Annotated in this window: 16 protein-coding genes; 11 read left to right on the plus strand and 5 right to left on the minus strand. The window is 41.5% G+C overall.

The genetic code is table 11. The annotated features are described in order from the left end of the window. The first annotated feature begins 63 nt into the window (after window positions 1–63). The 3 genes from F9B85_RS10895 (at window position 64) to F9B85_RS10905 (ending at window position 3,480) form a co-directional block, all read left to right on the plus strand. A complete protein-coding gene (locus tag F9B85_RS10895) occupies window positions 64–765 on the plus strand; it encodes a methionine synthase (RefSeq protein WP_151620835.1) in 702 nt (233 codons plus the stop codon). Next, complete coding sequence (locus F9B85_RS10900; RefSeq protein WP_151620837.1) at window positions 762–3,188, plus strand: homocysteine S-methyltransferase family protein; 2,427 nt, start codon at window positions 762–764, stop codon at window positions 3,186–3,188. The genes F9B85_RS10895 and F9B85_RS10900 overlap by 4 nt, the downstream gene beginning before the upstream one ends. 94 nt (window positions 3,189–3,282) lie before the next feature. Continuing rightward, a complete protein-coding gene (locus tag F9B85_RS10905) occupies window positions 3,283–3,480 on the plus strand; it encodes a hypothetical protein (protein ID WP_151620839.1) in 198 nt (65 codons plus the stop codon). On the opposite strand, the gene sfsA is transcribed toward F9B85_RS10905, so the two are convergent. Next, on the minus strand, window positions 3,464–4,621 hold the full coding sequence (sfsA, locus tag F9B85_RS10910; protein ID WP_151620841.1) for a DNA/RNA nuclease SfsA: 1,158 nt from the start codon (window positions 4,619–4,621) through the stop codon (window positions 3,464–3,466). The two genes, F9B85_RS10905 and sfsA, sit on opposite strands and share 17 nt — an antisense overlap. 111 nt (window positions 4,622–4,732) lie before the next feature. Between sfsA and F9B85_RS10915 the strand changes: the two genes are divergently transcribed. Beyond that, window positions 4,733–5,050, plus strand: a complete 318-nt coding sequence (locus F9B85_RS10915; protein ID WP_243138170.1) for a hypothetical protein — start codon at window positions 4,733–4,735, stop codon at window positions 5,048–5,050. 136 nt (window positions 5,051–5,186) lie between these two features. Here the strand turns inward: F9B85_RS10915 and F9B85_RS10920 are convergent, their stop codons facing one another. Then, window positions 5,187–5,930, minus strand: a complete 744-nt coding sequence (locus F9B85_RS10920) for a methylenetetrahydrofolate reductase (RefSeq protein WP_151620843.1) — start codon at window positions 5,928–5,930, stop codon at window positions 5,187–5,189. Window positions 5,931–6,186: 256 nt separating this feature from the next. Here F9B85_RS10920 and F9B85_RS10925 point away from each other — a divergent pair, with 256 nt between their 5' ends. The 3 genes from F9B85_RS10925 to F9B85_RS10935 all read left to right on the plus strand — a co-directional run bounded on the left by F9B85_RS10925 (window position 6,187) and on the right by F9B85_RS10935 (window position 10,003). Then, window positions 6,187–6,582 (plus strand): DsrE family protein, encoded by a 396-nt coding sequence (locus F9B85_RS10925; protein ID WP_151620845.1) that lies wholly within the window; start codon window positions 6,187–6,189, stop codon window positions 6,580–6,582. Window positions 6,583–6,851: 269 nt separating this feature from the next. After that, on the plus strand, window positions 6,852–7,865 hold the full coding sequence (locus F9B85_RS10930; protein WP_243138171.1) for a TAXI family TRAP transporter solute-binding subunit: 1,014 nt from the start codon (window positions 6,852–6,854) through the stop codon (window positions 7,863–7,865). 104 nt (window positions 7,866–7,969) lie between these two features. Beyond that, window positions 7,970–10,003 carry a TRAP transporter permease gene (locus tag F9B85_RS10935; protein WP_151620847.1) on the plus strand — a complete coding sequence of 678 codons (2,034 nt, stop codon included), beginning with the start codon at window positions 7,970–7,972 and terminating at the stop codon, window positions 10,001–10,003. Between the two features lie 172 nt (window positions 10,004–10,175). On the opposite strand, the gene F9B85_RS10940 is transcribed toward F9B85_RS10935, so the two are convergent. Both F9B85_RS10940 and F9B85_RS10945 read right to left on the minus strand, forming a co-directional pair. After that, window positions 10,176–11,306, minus strand: a complete 1,131-nt coding sequence (locus tag F9B85_RS10940; RefSeq protein ID WP_151620849.1) for a toxic anion resistance protein — start codon at window positions 11,304–11,306, stop codon at window positions 10,176–10,178. Between the two features lie 31 nt (window positions 11,307–11,337). Next, window positions 11,338–11,973 (minus strand): 5-bromo-4-chloroindolyl phosphate hydrolysis family protein, encoded by a 636-nt coding sequence (locus F9B85_RS10945; RefSeq protein WP_151620851.1) that lies wholly within the window; start codon window positions 11,971–11,973, stop codon window positions 11,338–11,340. A 202-nt stretch (window positions 11,974–12,175) separates the two neighbouring features. On the opposite strand from F9B85_RS10945, the gene mntA reads away from it, so the two are divergent. Together mntA and hepT are read left to right on the plus strand one after the other, a co-directional pair. Next, complete coding sequence (mntA, locus tag F9B85_RS10950; RefSeq protein WP_151620853.1) at window positions 12,176–12,568, plus strand: type VII toxin-antitoxin system MntA family adenylyltransferase antitoxin; 393 nt, start codon at window positions 12,176–12,178, stop codon at window positions 12,566–12,568. Further along, the gene (gene hepT, locus F9B85_RS10955; protein WP_151620855.1) at window positions 12,558–12,974 is read left to right on the plus strand and encodes a type VII toxin-antitoxin system HepT family RNase toxin; all 417 of its coding nucleotides are present in this window, start codon (window positions 12,558–12,560) and stop codon (window positions 12,972–12,974) included. Before mntA ends, hepT begins: the two co-directional genes overlap by 11 nt. Window positions 12,975–13,035: 61 nt before the next feature. Here the strand turns inward: hepT and F9B85_RS10960 are convergent, their stop codons facing one another. Next, the gene (locus F9B85_RS10960) at window positions 13,036–14,616 is read right to left on the minus strand and encodes an FMN-binding glutamate synthase family protein (RefSeq protein WP_151620857.1); all 1,581 of its coding nucleotides are present in this window, start codon (window positions 14,614–14,616) and stop codon (window positions 13,036–13,038) included. Window positions 14,617–14,759: 143 nt separating this feature from the next. Here F9B85_RS10960 and F9B85_RS10965 point away from each other — a divergent pair, with 143 nt between their 5' ends. Both F9B85_RS10965 and F9B85_RS10970 read left to right on the plus strand, forming a co-directional pair. Next, window positions 14,760–15,089 carry a hypothetical protein gene (locus F9B85_RS10965; RefSeq protein WP_151620859.1) on the plus strand — a complete coding sequence of 110 codons (330 nt, stop codon included), beginning with the start codon at window positions 14,760–14,762 and terminating at the stop codon, window positions 15,087–15,089. Between the two features lie 142 nt (window positions 15,090–15,231). After that, window positions 15,232–16,176, plus strand: coding sequence for a serine aminopeptidase domain-containing protein (locus F9B85_RS10970; RefSeq protein WP_151620861.1), 945 nt, complete (start codon window positions 15,232–15,234; stop codon window positions 16,174–16,176). Window positions 16,177–16,302 lie beyond the last annotated feature (126 nt).

Here is a 16,302-nt window from a genome sequence, read left to right on the forward strand (position 1 = left end):
AATCCCTTTGCAGAAAGAAGGGGATCAAGATATAATTCAAAGAATGGAGAGGAAGGTGGTAATATGAACCTGTACCGTTTTCCATTAACAGCAATTGACGTTGAAGAGACGCGCCGCTATGCTGGTCTAGCAAAAGCAGGAGAAGCCTTTCCTGAAAAGTTGCTACAAGCGGCTTGTCAGGAAGGGCTTCTTTACATAGAAGGTCGAGCCACTTGGACAAGTTATGGCTATGATCATATGCAAGGCCTTATCAAATCCCCTAGACCTTATCAGCTAGAGGGGCAAGATATTCTTAAGCACCTTTCTAAAGCAGAGGAAGTAGTTATTCTTGCGGCTACAATTGGTCCTGAATTGGAAAAAGCTGTAGAAGAGCATTTTGCATCTGGCCTCTACACCCATGCTGTTCTTCTAGATGCAGTAGGTACTACAGCTATTGAAGCTATTGCCAATCAAGCTAATCGATTGATAGAAGAAGAAGCAAAGCGTCGAGGCTACGAGGCTACTTGGCGCTTTAGTCCTGGCTATGGAGATTGGGAACTGTCTGTGCAAGGTCTTTTACTTAGTCTAACTGAAGCTAATCGACTTCCACTAGACTTAACGACTCACTCCATGTTACAGCCTCAAAAATCTATAACGGCTATTATTGGCCTTATACCAAGAGAAGAGAGAGAACAAGCTGATATAGCAGGCTCTATAATTTGTAGAAACCAATGTGCTAGTTGCAAGCAAAAAAACTGTCCCGCTAGAAAGGAGAGCATAAGATGATTAAAGTTTTTGACGGTGCTATGGGGACGATGTTACAAGAAGCCGGGTTAAAGCCAGGTCAATGTCCAGAGAAGATGAACCTCGATAATCCCGATGCGATTACAGCTATTCATCGCCTTTATGTAGAAAAGGGAGCTCAGATTTTAGAGACTAATACTTTCGGTGCTAACCGAATCAAGCTTGCCCATTATGGCTTAGCAGATCAAGTAGAAGCGCTTTGTTATGGAGCAGTACAAGCGGCGCGCAAGGCCTGTGGACCTAATACTGAAATAGCTGGCTCTGTAGGCTCTACAGGAAAACTGATTGCACCATTAGGCGATCTTACTTTTGACGATGCCGTTGATGTATTTAAAGAGCAGATCGGCGCTCTTGATCGCGCTGGTGTCGATTATATTATTATTGAAACGATTATAGATATTCAAGAAATGAGAGCGGCCCTCTTAGCCGCAAAAGAAGTAAGCAATAAGCCTGTTATCTGTCAACTTACTTTCGGTTCTGATGGGCGAACTGTGACAGGTACAGATCCGCAAACGGCGGCTATTTTATTAGAAGCAATGGGTGCTGACGTTATTGGAGCAAACTGTTCCTTAGGCCCGGCTCAATTGCTACCGATTGTTGAAATACTAGCCAAATCTACAAGCAAACCGATTAGCATTCAAGCAAATGCAGGCATGCCTGTCTTAATAGACGGTAAAACAGTTTTCCCCATGAAGGCTCAAGAATTTGCAGATTGGGCGCCTAAGTTAGTTGCCGCTGGTGCAACTTATATTGGCGGTTGCTGTGGTACAACGCCAGAACATATTGAAGCTGTCCATAGAGCACTTGCAGGCATTTCTATTGCGACACGTCCTAGCACTGTAGCTAGTTCTTATACGGCCTTAACTAGTCGCAGTCGCACTGTTTTTCTTGGTCCTGCTTTTGCTCCTGTTATGATCGGGGAGCGCATTAACCCTACAGGACGCAAAGTTTTAGCGGCTGAAATCAAAGAGGGCAGTTGGAAAATGGTCAAAAAAGAAGCACTCGGTCAGGTTTCAGCAGGAGCAGACATTCTTGATGTAAATATGGGAGTACCTAGTATTAACCAGAGTGAAGCGATGGATAAAGCTATCACAGAACTATCTATGCTTGTCGATGTACCGCTCGCTATCGATACGACCGATGTTAAAGCTTTAGAAGCAGGCTTAAAAGCTTATCCAGGAAGGGCTTTGATTAACTCAGTTAGTGCAGAGCCAGAGCGAATGGAAGAATTTTTGCCACTAGCCAAAAAATATGGTGCTGCCATTTTATGCTTACCGATTGCTCCAGGTGGTTTGCCTGAAAAAGCTACAGAAAGAGTTGAAGTAGCTCAACAGATCGTAGATGCCGCCTATAAAGTAGGCTTACGTCCTCAAGATCTCTTACTTGATCCATTAGTTTTAACGATTGCCACCGGTGCTAATGCTGGTAGAGAAACCTTAGAAACTCTTCGATTATTCCGTAAGCATTTTGGCTTCCCTACTGTTATGGGCTTAAGTAATATTTCTTTCGGCTTACCGCGCCGGAATTTGCTAAATGCCACTTTTTGCGCCCTAGCCTTAGAGGCAGGTCTTGATGCCCCCATTATGAATCCTTTTGACTCAGCTTTACGAGATGCTGTTGATGCCGCCAAAGTTTTATTAGGCCATGACCAGCAAGGACAAGCTTTCAGTATTCGTTATAGCAACTATACAGAACCAGCAAAAGGTACAACTACCGCACAAGTTCAGCAAAATAACAGCACTTCACTCAATCAAGAGGCAGTGGAAGAAGGCGACTTGCTTGCCCAAATTCGCAAAACTGTTATTGGCGGAGAAAAAGAAAGCATCATTCCCTTAATTCAAGAAGCGTTGCGCCAAGGCATAGAACCAGTAGAGCTTACGGAAAAAGGCTTAACAGATGCTATGACAGAGATCGGAGAAGCTTACGGCAGTGGACGTTGTTTTTTACCACAAGTTATGTTAGCTGCTGAAACGATGCGTGCCGCTTTCCAAACTTTGAAAAAAGAACTACCAGCCCAGTCAATGACGAGCAAAGGTAAAGTCTTAATGGCTACTGTCAAAGGTGACGTTCACGATTTAGGGAAAAACATTGTTTCTGCTTTGCTAGAAAATAACGGCTTTACAGTTATTGATCTAGGCAAAGACGTACCAGCGGAAAAAGTAGTTGCCGAAGCAAAAGCCCATGAAGTAGATATTGTAGGTCTTTGTGCGCTTATGACTACTACCTTGCCTGAAATTGACGTGACCATTGCCGCGCTAAAAGCAGAAGGCCTTCCCACTATTACTATGGTCGGTGGTGCTGTAGTTACAGATGAGTATGCCCAAGAAGCTGGTGCTGATGGTTACGCACCTGATGCAGTATCAGCTGTTAAGCTGGCCGAAAGGCTGATGAAGACTAAAGTATAAGAGCCTATGGACGGTAAGGAGAGAGTATATCTTTTAATCTCTTATGGCAAGATGGGTAAAGAAAAGCATCTGCTAAGAAGAGAGGAAGATAAAAATGGATACAGAAAAGCATGAAAAAAAGCTCAACCCTTGCGAAGCTGAGCCAAGAAAGCCTTTTCCTGCTTTAGATCCTGAGATGAATGAGAATATGGAAAAACCGGACAACACAGCCGTGTTTACTACATCAAGCATTAACCCGCAAGATTTTGACGATGATTCAGCATTCAACCGTCAGACTACTCTAGAGGACTGAGTAAACGTTCCTCAACTCGTCCCATCCTAAAATACTGAAGCATCTCTATAAAAGGCTCTGAATGCTGAGGATTATCGGTAAAAGCAAAAAGATGACTCGTACACTTACAATCAGAACAGCCAAAGCCTGGCACTGTCCACTGAGCTAAGCTAGCTAGTCGCCCTGCTAAATCATGTTCAATCCGTTCTGTCGTCCTAATCGGCAGAGCGGAACAAGTAGTTGCCTTTTCCCTGAGGTAGTCAACATGCCACCGCAGGGTTTTCTTTTTGCGCAAATGGCGGTTAACTCGTTGAGTTAAATTTGTCTTAGCTGTGCCCACATAGACATAGTAAGCAGGCTCTAAAATTATCTCTCCAAGACTACCTACAGTAAGGGTAGTTCTTTCAGGTAGATGCATAACTATTAGATAACTACCACCGTCATTAAGTTCCTGAGACAGATAATCCCAAGGGATAGTTAAAGGAGCTTGTCCTTCCGCTAAAGTTAAATCATCATTCCAAGAGATGGCTAAAGCTTGATAATTTATATGGTTTCGTAGTTCATAGAAAGTCTGAGCAAAAGCAAGATCAGCATGATAATCAGGTAAGAAGAAGCGTCCTCGCGGCCATTGCACCAAAAATAGAACACCACAATCTATTTCTTCATTCTGAGCTAATTGCGCAAGACTTTCTAAATGACTGCGACCACGTTCAGTTACAGCATCAGGAAACATAGCTACAGAACCTTCGAAAAGAGTACAAGACTTTACTTCTAACATATAAGGGCGACCTTGATAGCGAAGTAAGAAATCGAAGCGATGATGACCTGAAGTAGCTTCTGCTTTGACCACTTCAGCGCCTTCAAGTCCTGGTACACGATTCGTCTCTATGAGATGTTGTACTACTTTATTCGTAACATGGGTATGCAACATAATCGGCATACCATCACGCTCTACGGCAACAACAGTGTATTCTGTCTTTTGACCTTCTCGGTTAGGTGTAAGGTAAAGACTACGATTAGGAAAGAATAACTCCCAGAGCCGCCCAGGATTGGGTAAATAGGCTCTTTTTTTTTGTCCATCTATCCAGCAGTTAACAATAAACCGATTGGGACGATCAATAAAAAGTCCTTTTACGACCTTATCAAAAAAAGATTTCGACAAGAATAGCGCCTCCTAAGAATGGATAAAAAACTATAAATTACCACAAATGGTAACAACTGCAAAAGAACTTACATAGGATGAACTACCTGATAAGAAAGGAGGTTAACAAAGATGATAAAAAAGAAAAAGAAGAAAGTGGTACGCTGTTATCATTACTTCCCTAAAGCTGTTAGTAGCAGTTGTGATGTGGCAGGCGCTGTTAGACCAAAACCTAAAGAGCCTTGTCCAAAACTTCCTGGTACCTTGCTAAGAATTTATATTCCACCAGGTGCCGTTATTAACTTACTCTTCCTAGAAATCAGTTCTCCCGCTGGCATTTGTCTGCTTGTAAGAGTTCCTCTTCTCGGTAACCTCTTCAACAACAATGATGTAAATAACATGATCGACCAAATCAAAAAAGCTGGAGGAACGGTGCAAGTGGTCACGTAATAAGTAAGAGGTGGTTCACAAGAACCACCTCTTTTTTCCATTCTTGCATACTTAACATATTCATGAAAAAGAAGCTCATAAGAGCCGCTCCACCAGGCAGAGAAGGCTGAATCTACTACTGTCTAGCTAGTAATAGTTAGTCTAGTATTCCTTGCAAATAGCTTTTGACATCTACACGTATAGGCATAAAGTAGATATTTCCTTCTTGTTGTCGTGCAAACTGAAGAGCTTTTCTAGCAAAATCCACGTTCCACTCCAGTGTGGGCTTAAAATCACGTGGGAATACTACGTGATTTTTTGTTTCCCAATAAGTGACTGATTTCTCTGAAGTTACAGGCGATAGACCCCAGTAAACATCAGTACCCTGGAAGAGTTCGCCGTAAATCTCCATCAAACGCAAGTCGAAAAAAGGTTGTGTAAAAAAACCATCAGCGCCGGCATCAATCTTGCGCTTTATGTAGTCGGCCTCTTTATAGATGCTTTTGCGATAAGGATCTATAGCGGCATAAACCTTTACATCAGGTAGCTCTTGCTTAAACTTTTTAATCATATCAATAGAGTTGCAAGGATAAACCTTACTGCGCATATCAGCTGGGGGATCACCTGTTACAACAAGTACTTCTTTTACCTCTAATTCACGTATACGTTGAGCCATAGGCAGGGGCTCTTGAGGATTAATATCGATAGAACGTATATGAGGAATAGCTTTTTGGTAATAGTCTTTTACTATGGCACAGGCATCCCAACTGCGCATCTCAAAGCGAAGCAATTCTGGAATATTAATACCTTCTACCGTGGGGAAATGATTTTTAATAGTATCTAAATCTAAGCGAAGAACCTCTTCGGACCGAGGAACTAATTCAACAACAATTCGAGTCATCTTTAACATCCTCCAAGTTAAAAGTACATGTCCAATTTTATACCACTATAGTAGGAAGACTCAAGGATTGAAATCAGGGGATAGAAAAAAAGTATGGAAAGTAAAGAATGTATAAAAAAAGAATGACTTTGTGGCAAGTTATCACGAGGCTATGTTATAATTCAAGGGATGGGCAAAATAACCAAAAGGCCCAAGTAATCACATATTCATAAGTTATTGATAGGATTCTAATAAAATTGTAGAAGGAGCGAGTCAGATGGAGAAGAAAAAGGTAATAATCCACGTTAATGACATGGCAGGATGGATGAAAATGTTTACCGGTCTGGACAACTTTCTCAATGATGTAGGTCAAGAAAAGGCAGAAGTATGCGTCGTTGTTAATGGTCCTGGAGTTTGTGGTTGTCCTACTGCTATCAACTTAGAAAATAACGCCCAAGCCTTAGCCAAATGTGGATCTAATCGCCCTGAAAAGCTGATGGTTCAAGTTCGAGAACTTCATGCTCGTGGCGTTACCTTCATTGCCTGCCGCAATGCCTTAAGAAAACACTTTATCACAGAAGACATGATTGAATCTGTTTTCGTCCTTGTTAACTCTTCCATAACTGAAATGATCGAGCGACAGCAAGAAGGATATGCCTATATTAAAATGTAGTTCGACAAAATAACAACAAAGTCGACTTTTTGTGGTTTTGTTTTCCATATATGGATGATGAAACCTTGTCTTGGAAAGTGCGATAATGATAAACTTTATGTGCGTAAACTTAGTGTGGCTAACTAGAAGAAATATCCTATTCTTATGAAATGTTAAATCAAAGTATTCAAGTAAGGGAAAAAGGGGGGGCAGTAAGTAGCAACAGGTCGTCTGCATTAATTTTTCTGTTAATTTGAAATCTTTATACTATTAAACTGGAGGTATGTTGTTTGTTCCAATTCTTGAAGAAAAAATCAGTTGCTTTTGTCGCAACAGCAGTCCTTTCTACATCTTTATTGCTTACAGGGTGTGGTGATTCGGGACAAATTGATGGCAAGCCCTCCTCAATGACTATTGGCTCTGCTTCCATCGGTGGTACCTACTATGTCTATGCTGGTGGTATGTCTCAGATTATCGAGAGAGCCACAGGCATACCAACAGGTGTAGAAGTAACTGGTGGACCTAACCATAACATGACCTTGATACACAATGGTCAATTGGAACTAGGACTTGTTACTATGGGACCAGCTTACGAAGCTTGGCATGGTGAAGGTGACTGGACAAATGGTGTTGAACACCGCAATGTACGAGTCATATTCCCCATGTATAACACTTACTCTCAGTGGTGGGCTACAGAGAACTCCGGCATTACCGGTGTAAGAGATTTAGAAGGTAGAATTGTAGGTGTTGGTCCTCAAGGTGGTACGGCTGGTACATACCATCCTCGTATTTTAGAACTTCTTGGCATCAACGCTACGATTCGTCATGCTGGTATCAGTGACCTTGTCAGTCAACACCTTGATGGCCAGTTGCACGTGAATAGCTTTGCGGCAGGTCTTCCTGTAGCAAGTGTTCTGGAAATGTCCAATCAACGAAAAATTGTTATGTTTGGACTCGATGGTGAAGATAGAGACAAAGTAGTAACAGAATTCCCTTATTTTACACCAGCTGTAATTCCTGCCTCCTCCTATGACTTCTTAACAGAAGACGTAGAAACTATTGGTATCTGGAATATGGCCGTAGCTCATAAAGAGCTTGACGATGACCTAGTCTATGATATTGTCAAAGCTATTTTTGACAATCGCACTACTTTAGAACAAGTACATAGTTCTGCCTCCGAAACTTTGATGGAGAACATTGATAAGAATACGTGGATGTGGATGCATCCTGGCGCTATTCGCTTCTTTGAAGAGCAAGGCATTGAACTTCACCCCGATGTTTATCCACCAGAGTACGTAAGATAAAAAGCGTCATAATAAAAGCCTATCTTTTGGAGATGTTTCACCAAGTGAGGCATCTCCATACTTTTGCCTCCCCATAAGTAAAAGCCTTTAAGAAAGGGGTCCGCATGACAGAAGAAAAGAACAAAAAGACAAGTATAGAAGAGGAAGAAACGAAGAATATGGCCTCTGCGGAACAGAAAGAGAAGGCAAAAATCAACTTTGACGTTGATGATGAGATAGAACTAAAGGCACAACGGAAGCCTGAAGGTTGGCTTGGTAAAGTAATTGCCTTGATGGCCGCTTTAACAGCTCTTTTTCATATTGCCAGTCTTGTCTTTTATCCACTAGACCCTTGGGTCTTTCGCACTATTCACGTAGTGACCTTATCAGTACTTGGCTTTTTATTATTACCAGGCTGGACTAAAGCTTGCAAAACAAACCCCCATTGGTCTGATTGGCTTCTAGCTGGTGCGACTATTGTCGTTGGTCTTTACATTATTATGAACCATAAAGTCCTCATGTTTCGCATGGGTGTTATGCCTACCGATATGGACTTCTATGTTGCTTTAGCTGGAACTATTTTAGTACTAGAGATTGCTCGACGAGCTAGTGGTTGGGCTTTACCGATCTTAAGCATGGTTTTTATTGCTTATGCTTTTCTAGGTCCTTACTTGCCGGGTATTCTTGAACACAGAGGTTACTCTCCAGAGCGATTCTTTACCTACATTTATGGACTTGATGGGATCTTTAGCGTACCGATCAGCATCTCTTCCAAATACATTATATTATTTATTATTTTCAGCTCCTTTTTAACTGTTTCTGGAGTTGGTAAATATTTTGTTCAGTGGGCTTTTTCTGTAAGTGGTCATTTACGCGGTGGTCCAGCTAAAGTTGCTATTTTAGCGAGTGCTTTAATGGGCACTATGAATGGTACTTCTGCTGGTAACGCTGTTGCTACAGGCAGTTTGACCATTCCCCTGATGAAAAGAGTAGGCTATAGCCCTCGTTTTTCAGCGGCTACGGAAGCAGTAGCTTCTACTGGTGGGCAAATTATGCCTCCCATTATGGGCGCTGGTGTATTTATTATGGCTGAAATGACGGGAATTCCCTATCAAACTTTGATGATAGCTGGGATTATTCCGGCTCTGCTTTACTTTGCTTCGACTTACTTTATGGTAGACAAAGAGGCGAGTAAGCTAGGTCTTTACGGTGTACCACGAGATCAGCTACCGGCAATCGGTGAAGTGATGAAGCGTTCTTATATGTTTTTCCCTGTCTTAATCCTTTTTGGTATGCTTATGATGGGGCAATCAGTAATTAAGTCAGGCTTCTATGCTATTCTTGCCGCTTTGGCCATTAGCTGGTTAAACAAAGATTCGCGTATGGGTTTTGCTAAGACCTTCCGAGCTCTAGAGATGGGAGCTAAAGGTACAATTCAGCTAATGGCTGTTTGTGCCGCCGCTGGTATTATCATGGGCGTCATCGCTTTAACTGGTATTGGCTTGAAGTTTTCTTCTCTGCTGTTGGGTATTGCTGGGACAAGCCAGTTCTTAGCGCTGTTCTTCGCCATGCTTATTGCTATCGTTTTAGGTATGGGCATGCCTACAACAGCCGCTTATGCTGTTGCCGCTTCTGTTGTAGCTCCAGGCTTAATTCAGATGGGTATTCAACCCTTGCTGGCACACTTCTTCGTTTTCTACTTCGCTTGCGTTTCAGCGATTACACCTCCAGTAGAGCTAGCTTCTTACGCCGCATCAGCTATTAGTGGCTCTGATCCCATGAAAACAGGCTATACTTCTTTCCGCTTAGGTATTGCCGCTTACATTGTTCCTTTCATGTTCTTCTATGCTCCAGAAATATTGATGAATAAGGAACTAATGGAGCTCTTCGGTTATACTTATGTAGACGTTGCGCTTAGAGCGGCTACTGCTATGCTCGGGATTTTTGCTCTTTCCTCAGCTATTCAAGGCTGGTACTTTGGCTCGGTATCACCTTGGAAAAGAGTATTACTTTTTGCCGCCGCTCTACTACTAGTAACTCACCATACTTGGCTTGATATCATCGGCTTTACTATCTTAGGTGCTTTGTTGGCTCTTGGTTATATGAATAAAAAAGGAGATCATAAACCGGATAAACCGGCAGTTCCAACGGGCACATAAGATGCTTTTTACTCAGTTCAATTATTTCATACAAAAAAGAGAAGGGGTTATAGGCTTAGGCCTTTCACCTCTTCTCTTTTTTTGTTATCTACTTATGTGCTAAAAAAGGCGCTATCTCTAGCTTATATATTCTCCTTTGAACGCTGTAATCGCCAGCAAAGTAGCTAATTGCCTAGTCTCTTAGCGAAAGAAGTTTTTGCTTCAGTTCTTGCTCCATTTGTGCTAGCTCTCGCTCTACTTCAAGTCGCTGTCTGCGGCCTTCTTGTTGAATTTGCAGTGTTTCATCGAGGGTAGCCATTAAATGCTCTTGTGTCTTTTTCAATGTATCAAGATCAACTAGCCCTCTTTCATTTTCTCGAGCAACACCAGTGCTGTTAGTGCGCAACATTTCAGCGTTACGAAGAAGAAGCTCGTTCGTTGTGTCGGTAACTTGACGCTGTGCTTCTAAAGCTTTCTGTTGGCGATAGAGAGAAAGAGTTAAGACAAGTTGATTTTTCCATAAAGGGATGGTCGTCAAAATAGAAGATTGAATTTTTTCGATTAATACTTGGTTGTTATTCTGAATCAAGCGTACTTGTGGTGCTGTTTGCATCGTAATAGTGCGACTTAATAGTAGATCATGGATTTTCTTTTCTAAACGGTCAGCAAACTGTATGAGGTCATTCAGTTCTTGTACAGCATGGCCGTCGCTACTTTTACTAACTTTACTTTGCATTTGAGGAATAGTCTTTTGGCGAAGTTCATCTAACTTATAGCGAGCACCTGCTATGTGAACGTTCAAGGATTGAAAATATTCTTTGTTTTTTTGAAAAAGATTTTCCAACAAGGTAAGATCCCTAAAAAGCTCTAGTCGTCTTTTATCTAGAAGATCAGTAATTTGGTCTACTTCCTGACCGACTTTTTGGTAACTAGCCATTAGTTTTTCGCCTGATTTTACGGCTGAGCCGAAGAAGGGCAGTTTAGATAAGAAGCCTTTTGGTTTATCAAGTTGCTCAGGCTCTATGCCTTTTAGTTTTATCATTAGATCGCTGATTATTTCTCCTACAGGGCCAGTGTCTTTAGTACGTATATGATCTAAGATAGTGTCAGAAAAACGCGATAGATCTGATTGCACAGGTAGGCCATATTGTAATAAACTATGAGGCTCTTCAGGGTTAATCGAATTAGATAGTTTCTGAGCTTGAGCTCTTTGCTCAGCAGGTAAGGAGTCCAAAGCAACAATTTCTAAAGGGGGCTTAGGACGATGAGTTTCTTCTTCTGTTAGAAGAGAAAAGCCTTCTTGCGTTAATTCTTCTCGTTTCATATCTCCTAACTCCTTTCACTTAGCTGACTCGTTATGGTTTCTTCTGATTTTTTTGATCCATTGACTTTTTGAAGACTTCGAGCTCTACGTCTAGATCAAGCACATCATTAGATAAGATTTGAGCCAATTCTTTTTCGTAGGCCACTTTTAACTGATCGAGAGTAGCTTCTGTTTTCTTGAGAGCTCCTCGGATCTCAGCATCGTGAACAGGTTTGGACGATAAGTAAACATATTTCTCTAAGATGGTGATGGTACTGTCTAGATAATGGGAAAAGAAAGTGCGAGCTAACTTTACCCGCTTCGGATCTTTGTGAAGAACATCAAGGATTTCACAGCCTAGTCGGTGAATCTGACCTACTTTACGGCGTATGAACCATCCTTTGACCTTACCGCGAAGTCGATCAATTTGCCGCAGTTTTTGCTGTCCTTCACGCAAAGTTTGTTGCACATAATTAGTATCAAGGCCATAGGGACTTAGAGAATTGTCCGGTAAAGCTTTATGGGCCGATGCTCCTAAGGCGTAGGCAGTACCTCCATAAACTAAGAAACCTATAAGTAAAGACAAGAAAAAGCCTAGCTCGTAAGCGGCCATAGAAAAAATAAAGCCGGCTAAACCAAAAGTGCCGGATACTAGTTGCTTGAAAAATAGGAGAAGCTTATCTCTCATTATTTCATCTCCATTGCCCTATTCTAGATCTTATTATAACAACAGGAGAAGGATAGAAAAAGAGCAGATGAAGACAAAAGAGATTGTGAGCACGAAAGGATTTTCTAGTGATTGGGTAGAATAAGAGAAAAAGCAAATGGTTAAATATGGATGGGCATTCGATTAACATAGCAGTTATTTCAAGAAAAGGCTGGTAGCTATCATGGAAAAAATCATTGTGGAATCTATAACAAAAGAGTTCGATCCTTATCTGATAGCACTATTTGGTTCTGCCGCAAGAGGTGAGCTAGGAGAAGATAGTGATATTGATATTGCCTTTTTGACAGAAAAAAAAATAGATTCCTATCAAGTATTCTTGCTAGCCCAGACTATGGGCGAGCAATTGCGGCGTCCTGTCGACTTGATCAACTTAGACGAAGTTTCTACTGTTTTTCAAAGTCAGATTGTAAGTACCTATCGTTTACTATATTGTAGTGATCAAAAAAAACGTAAGCTTTTTGAAATTTTAGTATTGAAGAAGTATGCAAAACTTAATGAAGAGCGACAGATTGTATTAGATAGAATTGCCAGAGAGGGGACTATATATGGTAAGTGATGTTATTTTGAATAAGGTGCAAGTGATTGAACGTTGTATGAACAGAATCAATGAAGTTTACGATAACAATCCTGATAACTTACAAGACTTAACCAAACAAGACTCTATTGTATTAAATCTTCAGCGTCTTTGTGAAGCTTCTATAGATCTAGCTATGCATATTGTCTCGGAACGCAAATTAGGTATTCCTCAGAGTAGTAGGGATGCTTTTGATATGTTAGAGAAAGTAGGAATTATTGAAGCTTCGATGGCGAAAAATCTTAAAGCTATGGTAGGCTTTCGGAATATTGCTGTTCATGATTACCAGAGTCTTGACCTTATAGTTATTCAAAAAATTATTGAAGCTCAGCTTGATGAGATCAAAGCGTTTAGCAAGAAAGTGGTAGCCCTAGCTTTTGACAATTAGAAACTCTAAGCTTGCTTAGAACAGGGCTACCACAAAAGGAATAGTTTTTCTAACAGTCTTCTTAACGCGTCAAAATCTTCTCGGCCTCTTCTTTATCCACTTCCATGATATAAGGAATACCACTTATCTTAGCCGCTTTTGGTGTTAGGGCGGCAATGTCGTCGCGACTTACATAATCGAGGCTGAATTTTCTTAAGCCACAGAGGAATTGTTGCATACCCTGCTTTAATTTCTGATAGTAGGAGTACATACCTATAGCTCCTGGTGGTAATTTGTCGAAGTCCTTACCAAACCGTTGTTGTAATTCTGTAGCATAGATAAAGACTTCTTCTACTGTTTGACCGTAGGTGCTGTAGGCTTTAATTTCTTTACCTGCTTTGAGGGCATCGTAAATATTTTGTCCTACGAAGGATGCGATAACAGCAGGGCGAGAGAGACCAATCATTTTCGTGTAAGGAGCGCCTAGAGCAAGTCCTTTTAGGATCATATCTTCAGAGCTAAAGCCACCAGCAAAAGCAATAGCTGGCACATACTTGCCCATCATTTTAAGCTTGTGAGCGTATTGATAAGTGAGGGAGTGGATTTCTACTACAGGAATGCCCCATTCATTCATCATGCGCCAGGGGCTCATGCCTGTACCACCACCAGCTCCATCAATAGTTAGTAGATCAAGTTTAGCATCAGAAGCAAAGCGGATGGCACGAGCTAGATCTGCGGGGCGGTAAGCGCCTGTTTTTAAGAAAATATACTGAGCACCAGCTTGGCGCAATTCTTCTACTCGGCGATGGAAGCTTTCTTCTGTTACCATGCCAACTCGAGAATGTCTCTCGAACTCTTTAAAAGCACCTTTTTTGTAGGCTTTCTGAACATCTGGGTCTTCGGGATCAGGCAAAACAACATAGCCACGAGACTTTAATTGTAAAGCTCTCTCTAAAGAGTTTAGCTTCACTTCACCACCAATGTTCTTAGCGCCTTGTCCCCACTTAAGCTCCACTGTAGTTACGCCAAGCTTCTCAATGGCGTACTCTTGCACGCCTAGCTTGGTATCTTCTACATTGGCCTGTACGGCGATAAAGCCTTTGCCTTCATCATAATCTAGAAAATCTCGAATGCGCCTTTCTAGATCAGGCGAACGTACCACGCGACCATTTTTTACTTCTAACTCAGGGTCCATACCACAGACATTCTCGCCAATAACGATGCCTGTACCTGTAATAGCCGCTCCTGTAGCCATGCCAGCCCAGAAGTCAGCGGCGATCTTGGTAGAACCCATGCCGGCAACTACAAGAGGCATATCTAAGCTAATCTTGTTCAGTGTTGCACCGATAGATGTACTAGTAGAGACGTTAGGGAAAATGGCCTGATCACTATCTTCGGGAATTCCCCAAGCGCCTACTGCTGTCCCCATCACATTAAAGTGGGAATAATCAATGGGATAAACTTTCTCAGAACCAGCTGTTATAGCACCAAAAGGCTGAGGATAAAGAACTTCTTTGCCTCGATAAGCCGCTTTGGCTACTTCACAAAGACCAGGGCACTCTCTGGAACAGGTAGCGCAGAGACCGCTGATCGTAGTAATTGAATTAGGTGTTCTGTTTCGTGCGAGAATAGCTTCTGAACGATTGGGGCGGCTAAAAGTCATAAAGCATTACATCCCCCTTAATTAAGTAATGACCATAAAAGGTATGTCAACTAGAAGTATTCTCATCTCTATCTCGAAATATTTTGTGAAATAGAGCAGGGAAAAGCGTTTTTCTGGCGAAAAAATCAGGCTGGAGGTGTAAGTTGTTGAAACAGTGGATGCCGAAAATATTAAAAGCAATTGGAATAGTAGTTCTTTTGTGGGGGTTTTACGCTGGTTTCCAAGTCCTCGGTACGCTTGATGAAGTGAAAGCTGAATTAGGGATTACTGAAGAAGTTATGATGGAAGCTAGTGCTAGAGGAGAAGAAGCGGTTGCGGAACTAGAGGCTCTAATTGATGACGACGAAGCTTTGCGCGAACTAGCTACCTTAATGTGGTTTTATATCATGGCTGGCGTTATGGGCTTTGTTTTATTTTTTGGCGGTGCTTACCTTTTACAAAAAGCTTGGGATGAACCGGAAGGAACTGCTTAACTTGCAAAGATCATTTACCGGGCTTAACAATTTTTAACCAATGAAGACCTTTTTCCTTAGAGAAGAAGGTCTTTGTTTTTATGGAGAAAATTAACCATCTGTCAGAAGTATAGGTAAACAAAGTAATCAAAAAAATAGACTTATGAAAAAGATTGTGGTAATAAGTCTAGTGATGTTACTAGCACTAGCTTCTCTTATCTATTGGGAAAGACCCTATCTAGGCAATGAGCCCATAAACGAAAGAGAATGGAATGTAGAAAGAGTAATTGCCGATCAAGAGACGATAGCAAATGTCTATATCGTCTTTCTAAACGGACTAGGTTGCTATTCTGATGGCAGTCGCTTTAACAATATGGGTTTTCATGAGATTCGCAAAGCCTTAACGAAAGTTGGCTATAACCTCTATGATGATCGTTTTTTACAGTATAGCTATCTAGGAGGGGAGATACGTAAAGGCATCTGGCATCCTAGAAAATACTCACCAAGAGATACAGGTCAACCTATGCAAGTAAGTGTACAAGCCTTAGAGTCCATGATTGAAGAATTTACGCTTTTACATGAAGAGGCTCAATTTTTGCTGGTCGGTCACAGTCTAGGCGGTAGAATTGCCCTTGATTTTGTAAGTAGAACTAATCATGAGAATAGGGAAAGAATAAAAGGTGTTGTAACACTCAATTCTCCTTTGCTCGGTTCTTCAGCTCGACTTCCAGAGCCGCTAATGCGTCTTCTGGAGTATAGTGGCCATGTTTTCTCGGCACCAGTTGTTAAACAGCTGATCTGGGAGTACAGTGCTTCACCAGACTTTATAGATACAAAGCGTCAGATGATTGAAGCCTTACAAGAAGAAGGTTTGCGTGTAGCTACTTTTTCTGCAGAAAGTGATCTAATTGTCCCTGCTTTTACATCCTTTATCGTTGATGAACAGGGTAAGCCTATAGCTGATGGTAAGGTCATCGAGGGTGGTCGATTGTTTCATCGCGATTTGTCAGGTCATATGTTCATTCTAAGTCGTCAAGAAGTTCAGCAATATATCCTTTCCCTACTAACAGAAAGAGAAAGTATAGTAGCTACAGAACCACAATCGTAAAACCTACTACGATCAAGATGATAAAAAACTGGGTCAATAGAGATTTTCCCTAATTAAGGCAGGACTTCAAAAGCATAAGGTAGAAAAAACCATGGAACTCCAATTCTGGTAGTAGACAAGTAGTGA

It is taken from the genome of Heliorestis acidaminivorans, from assembly GCF_008933955.1.
Taxonomy (GTDB): Bacteria; Bacillota; Desulfitobacteriia; order Heliobacteriales; family Heliobacteriaceae; genus Heliorestis; species Heliorestis acidaminivorans.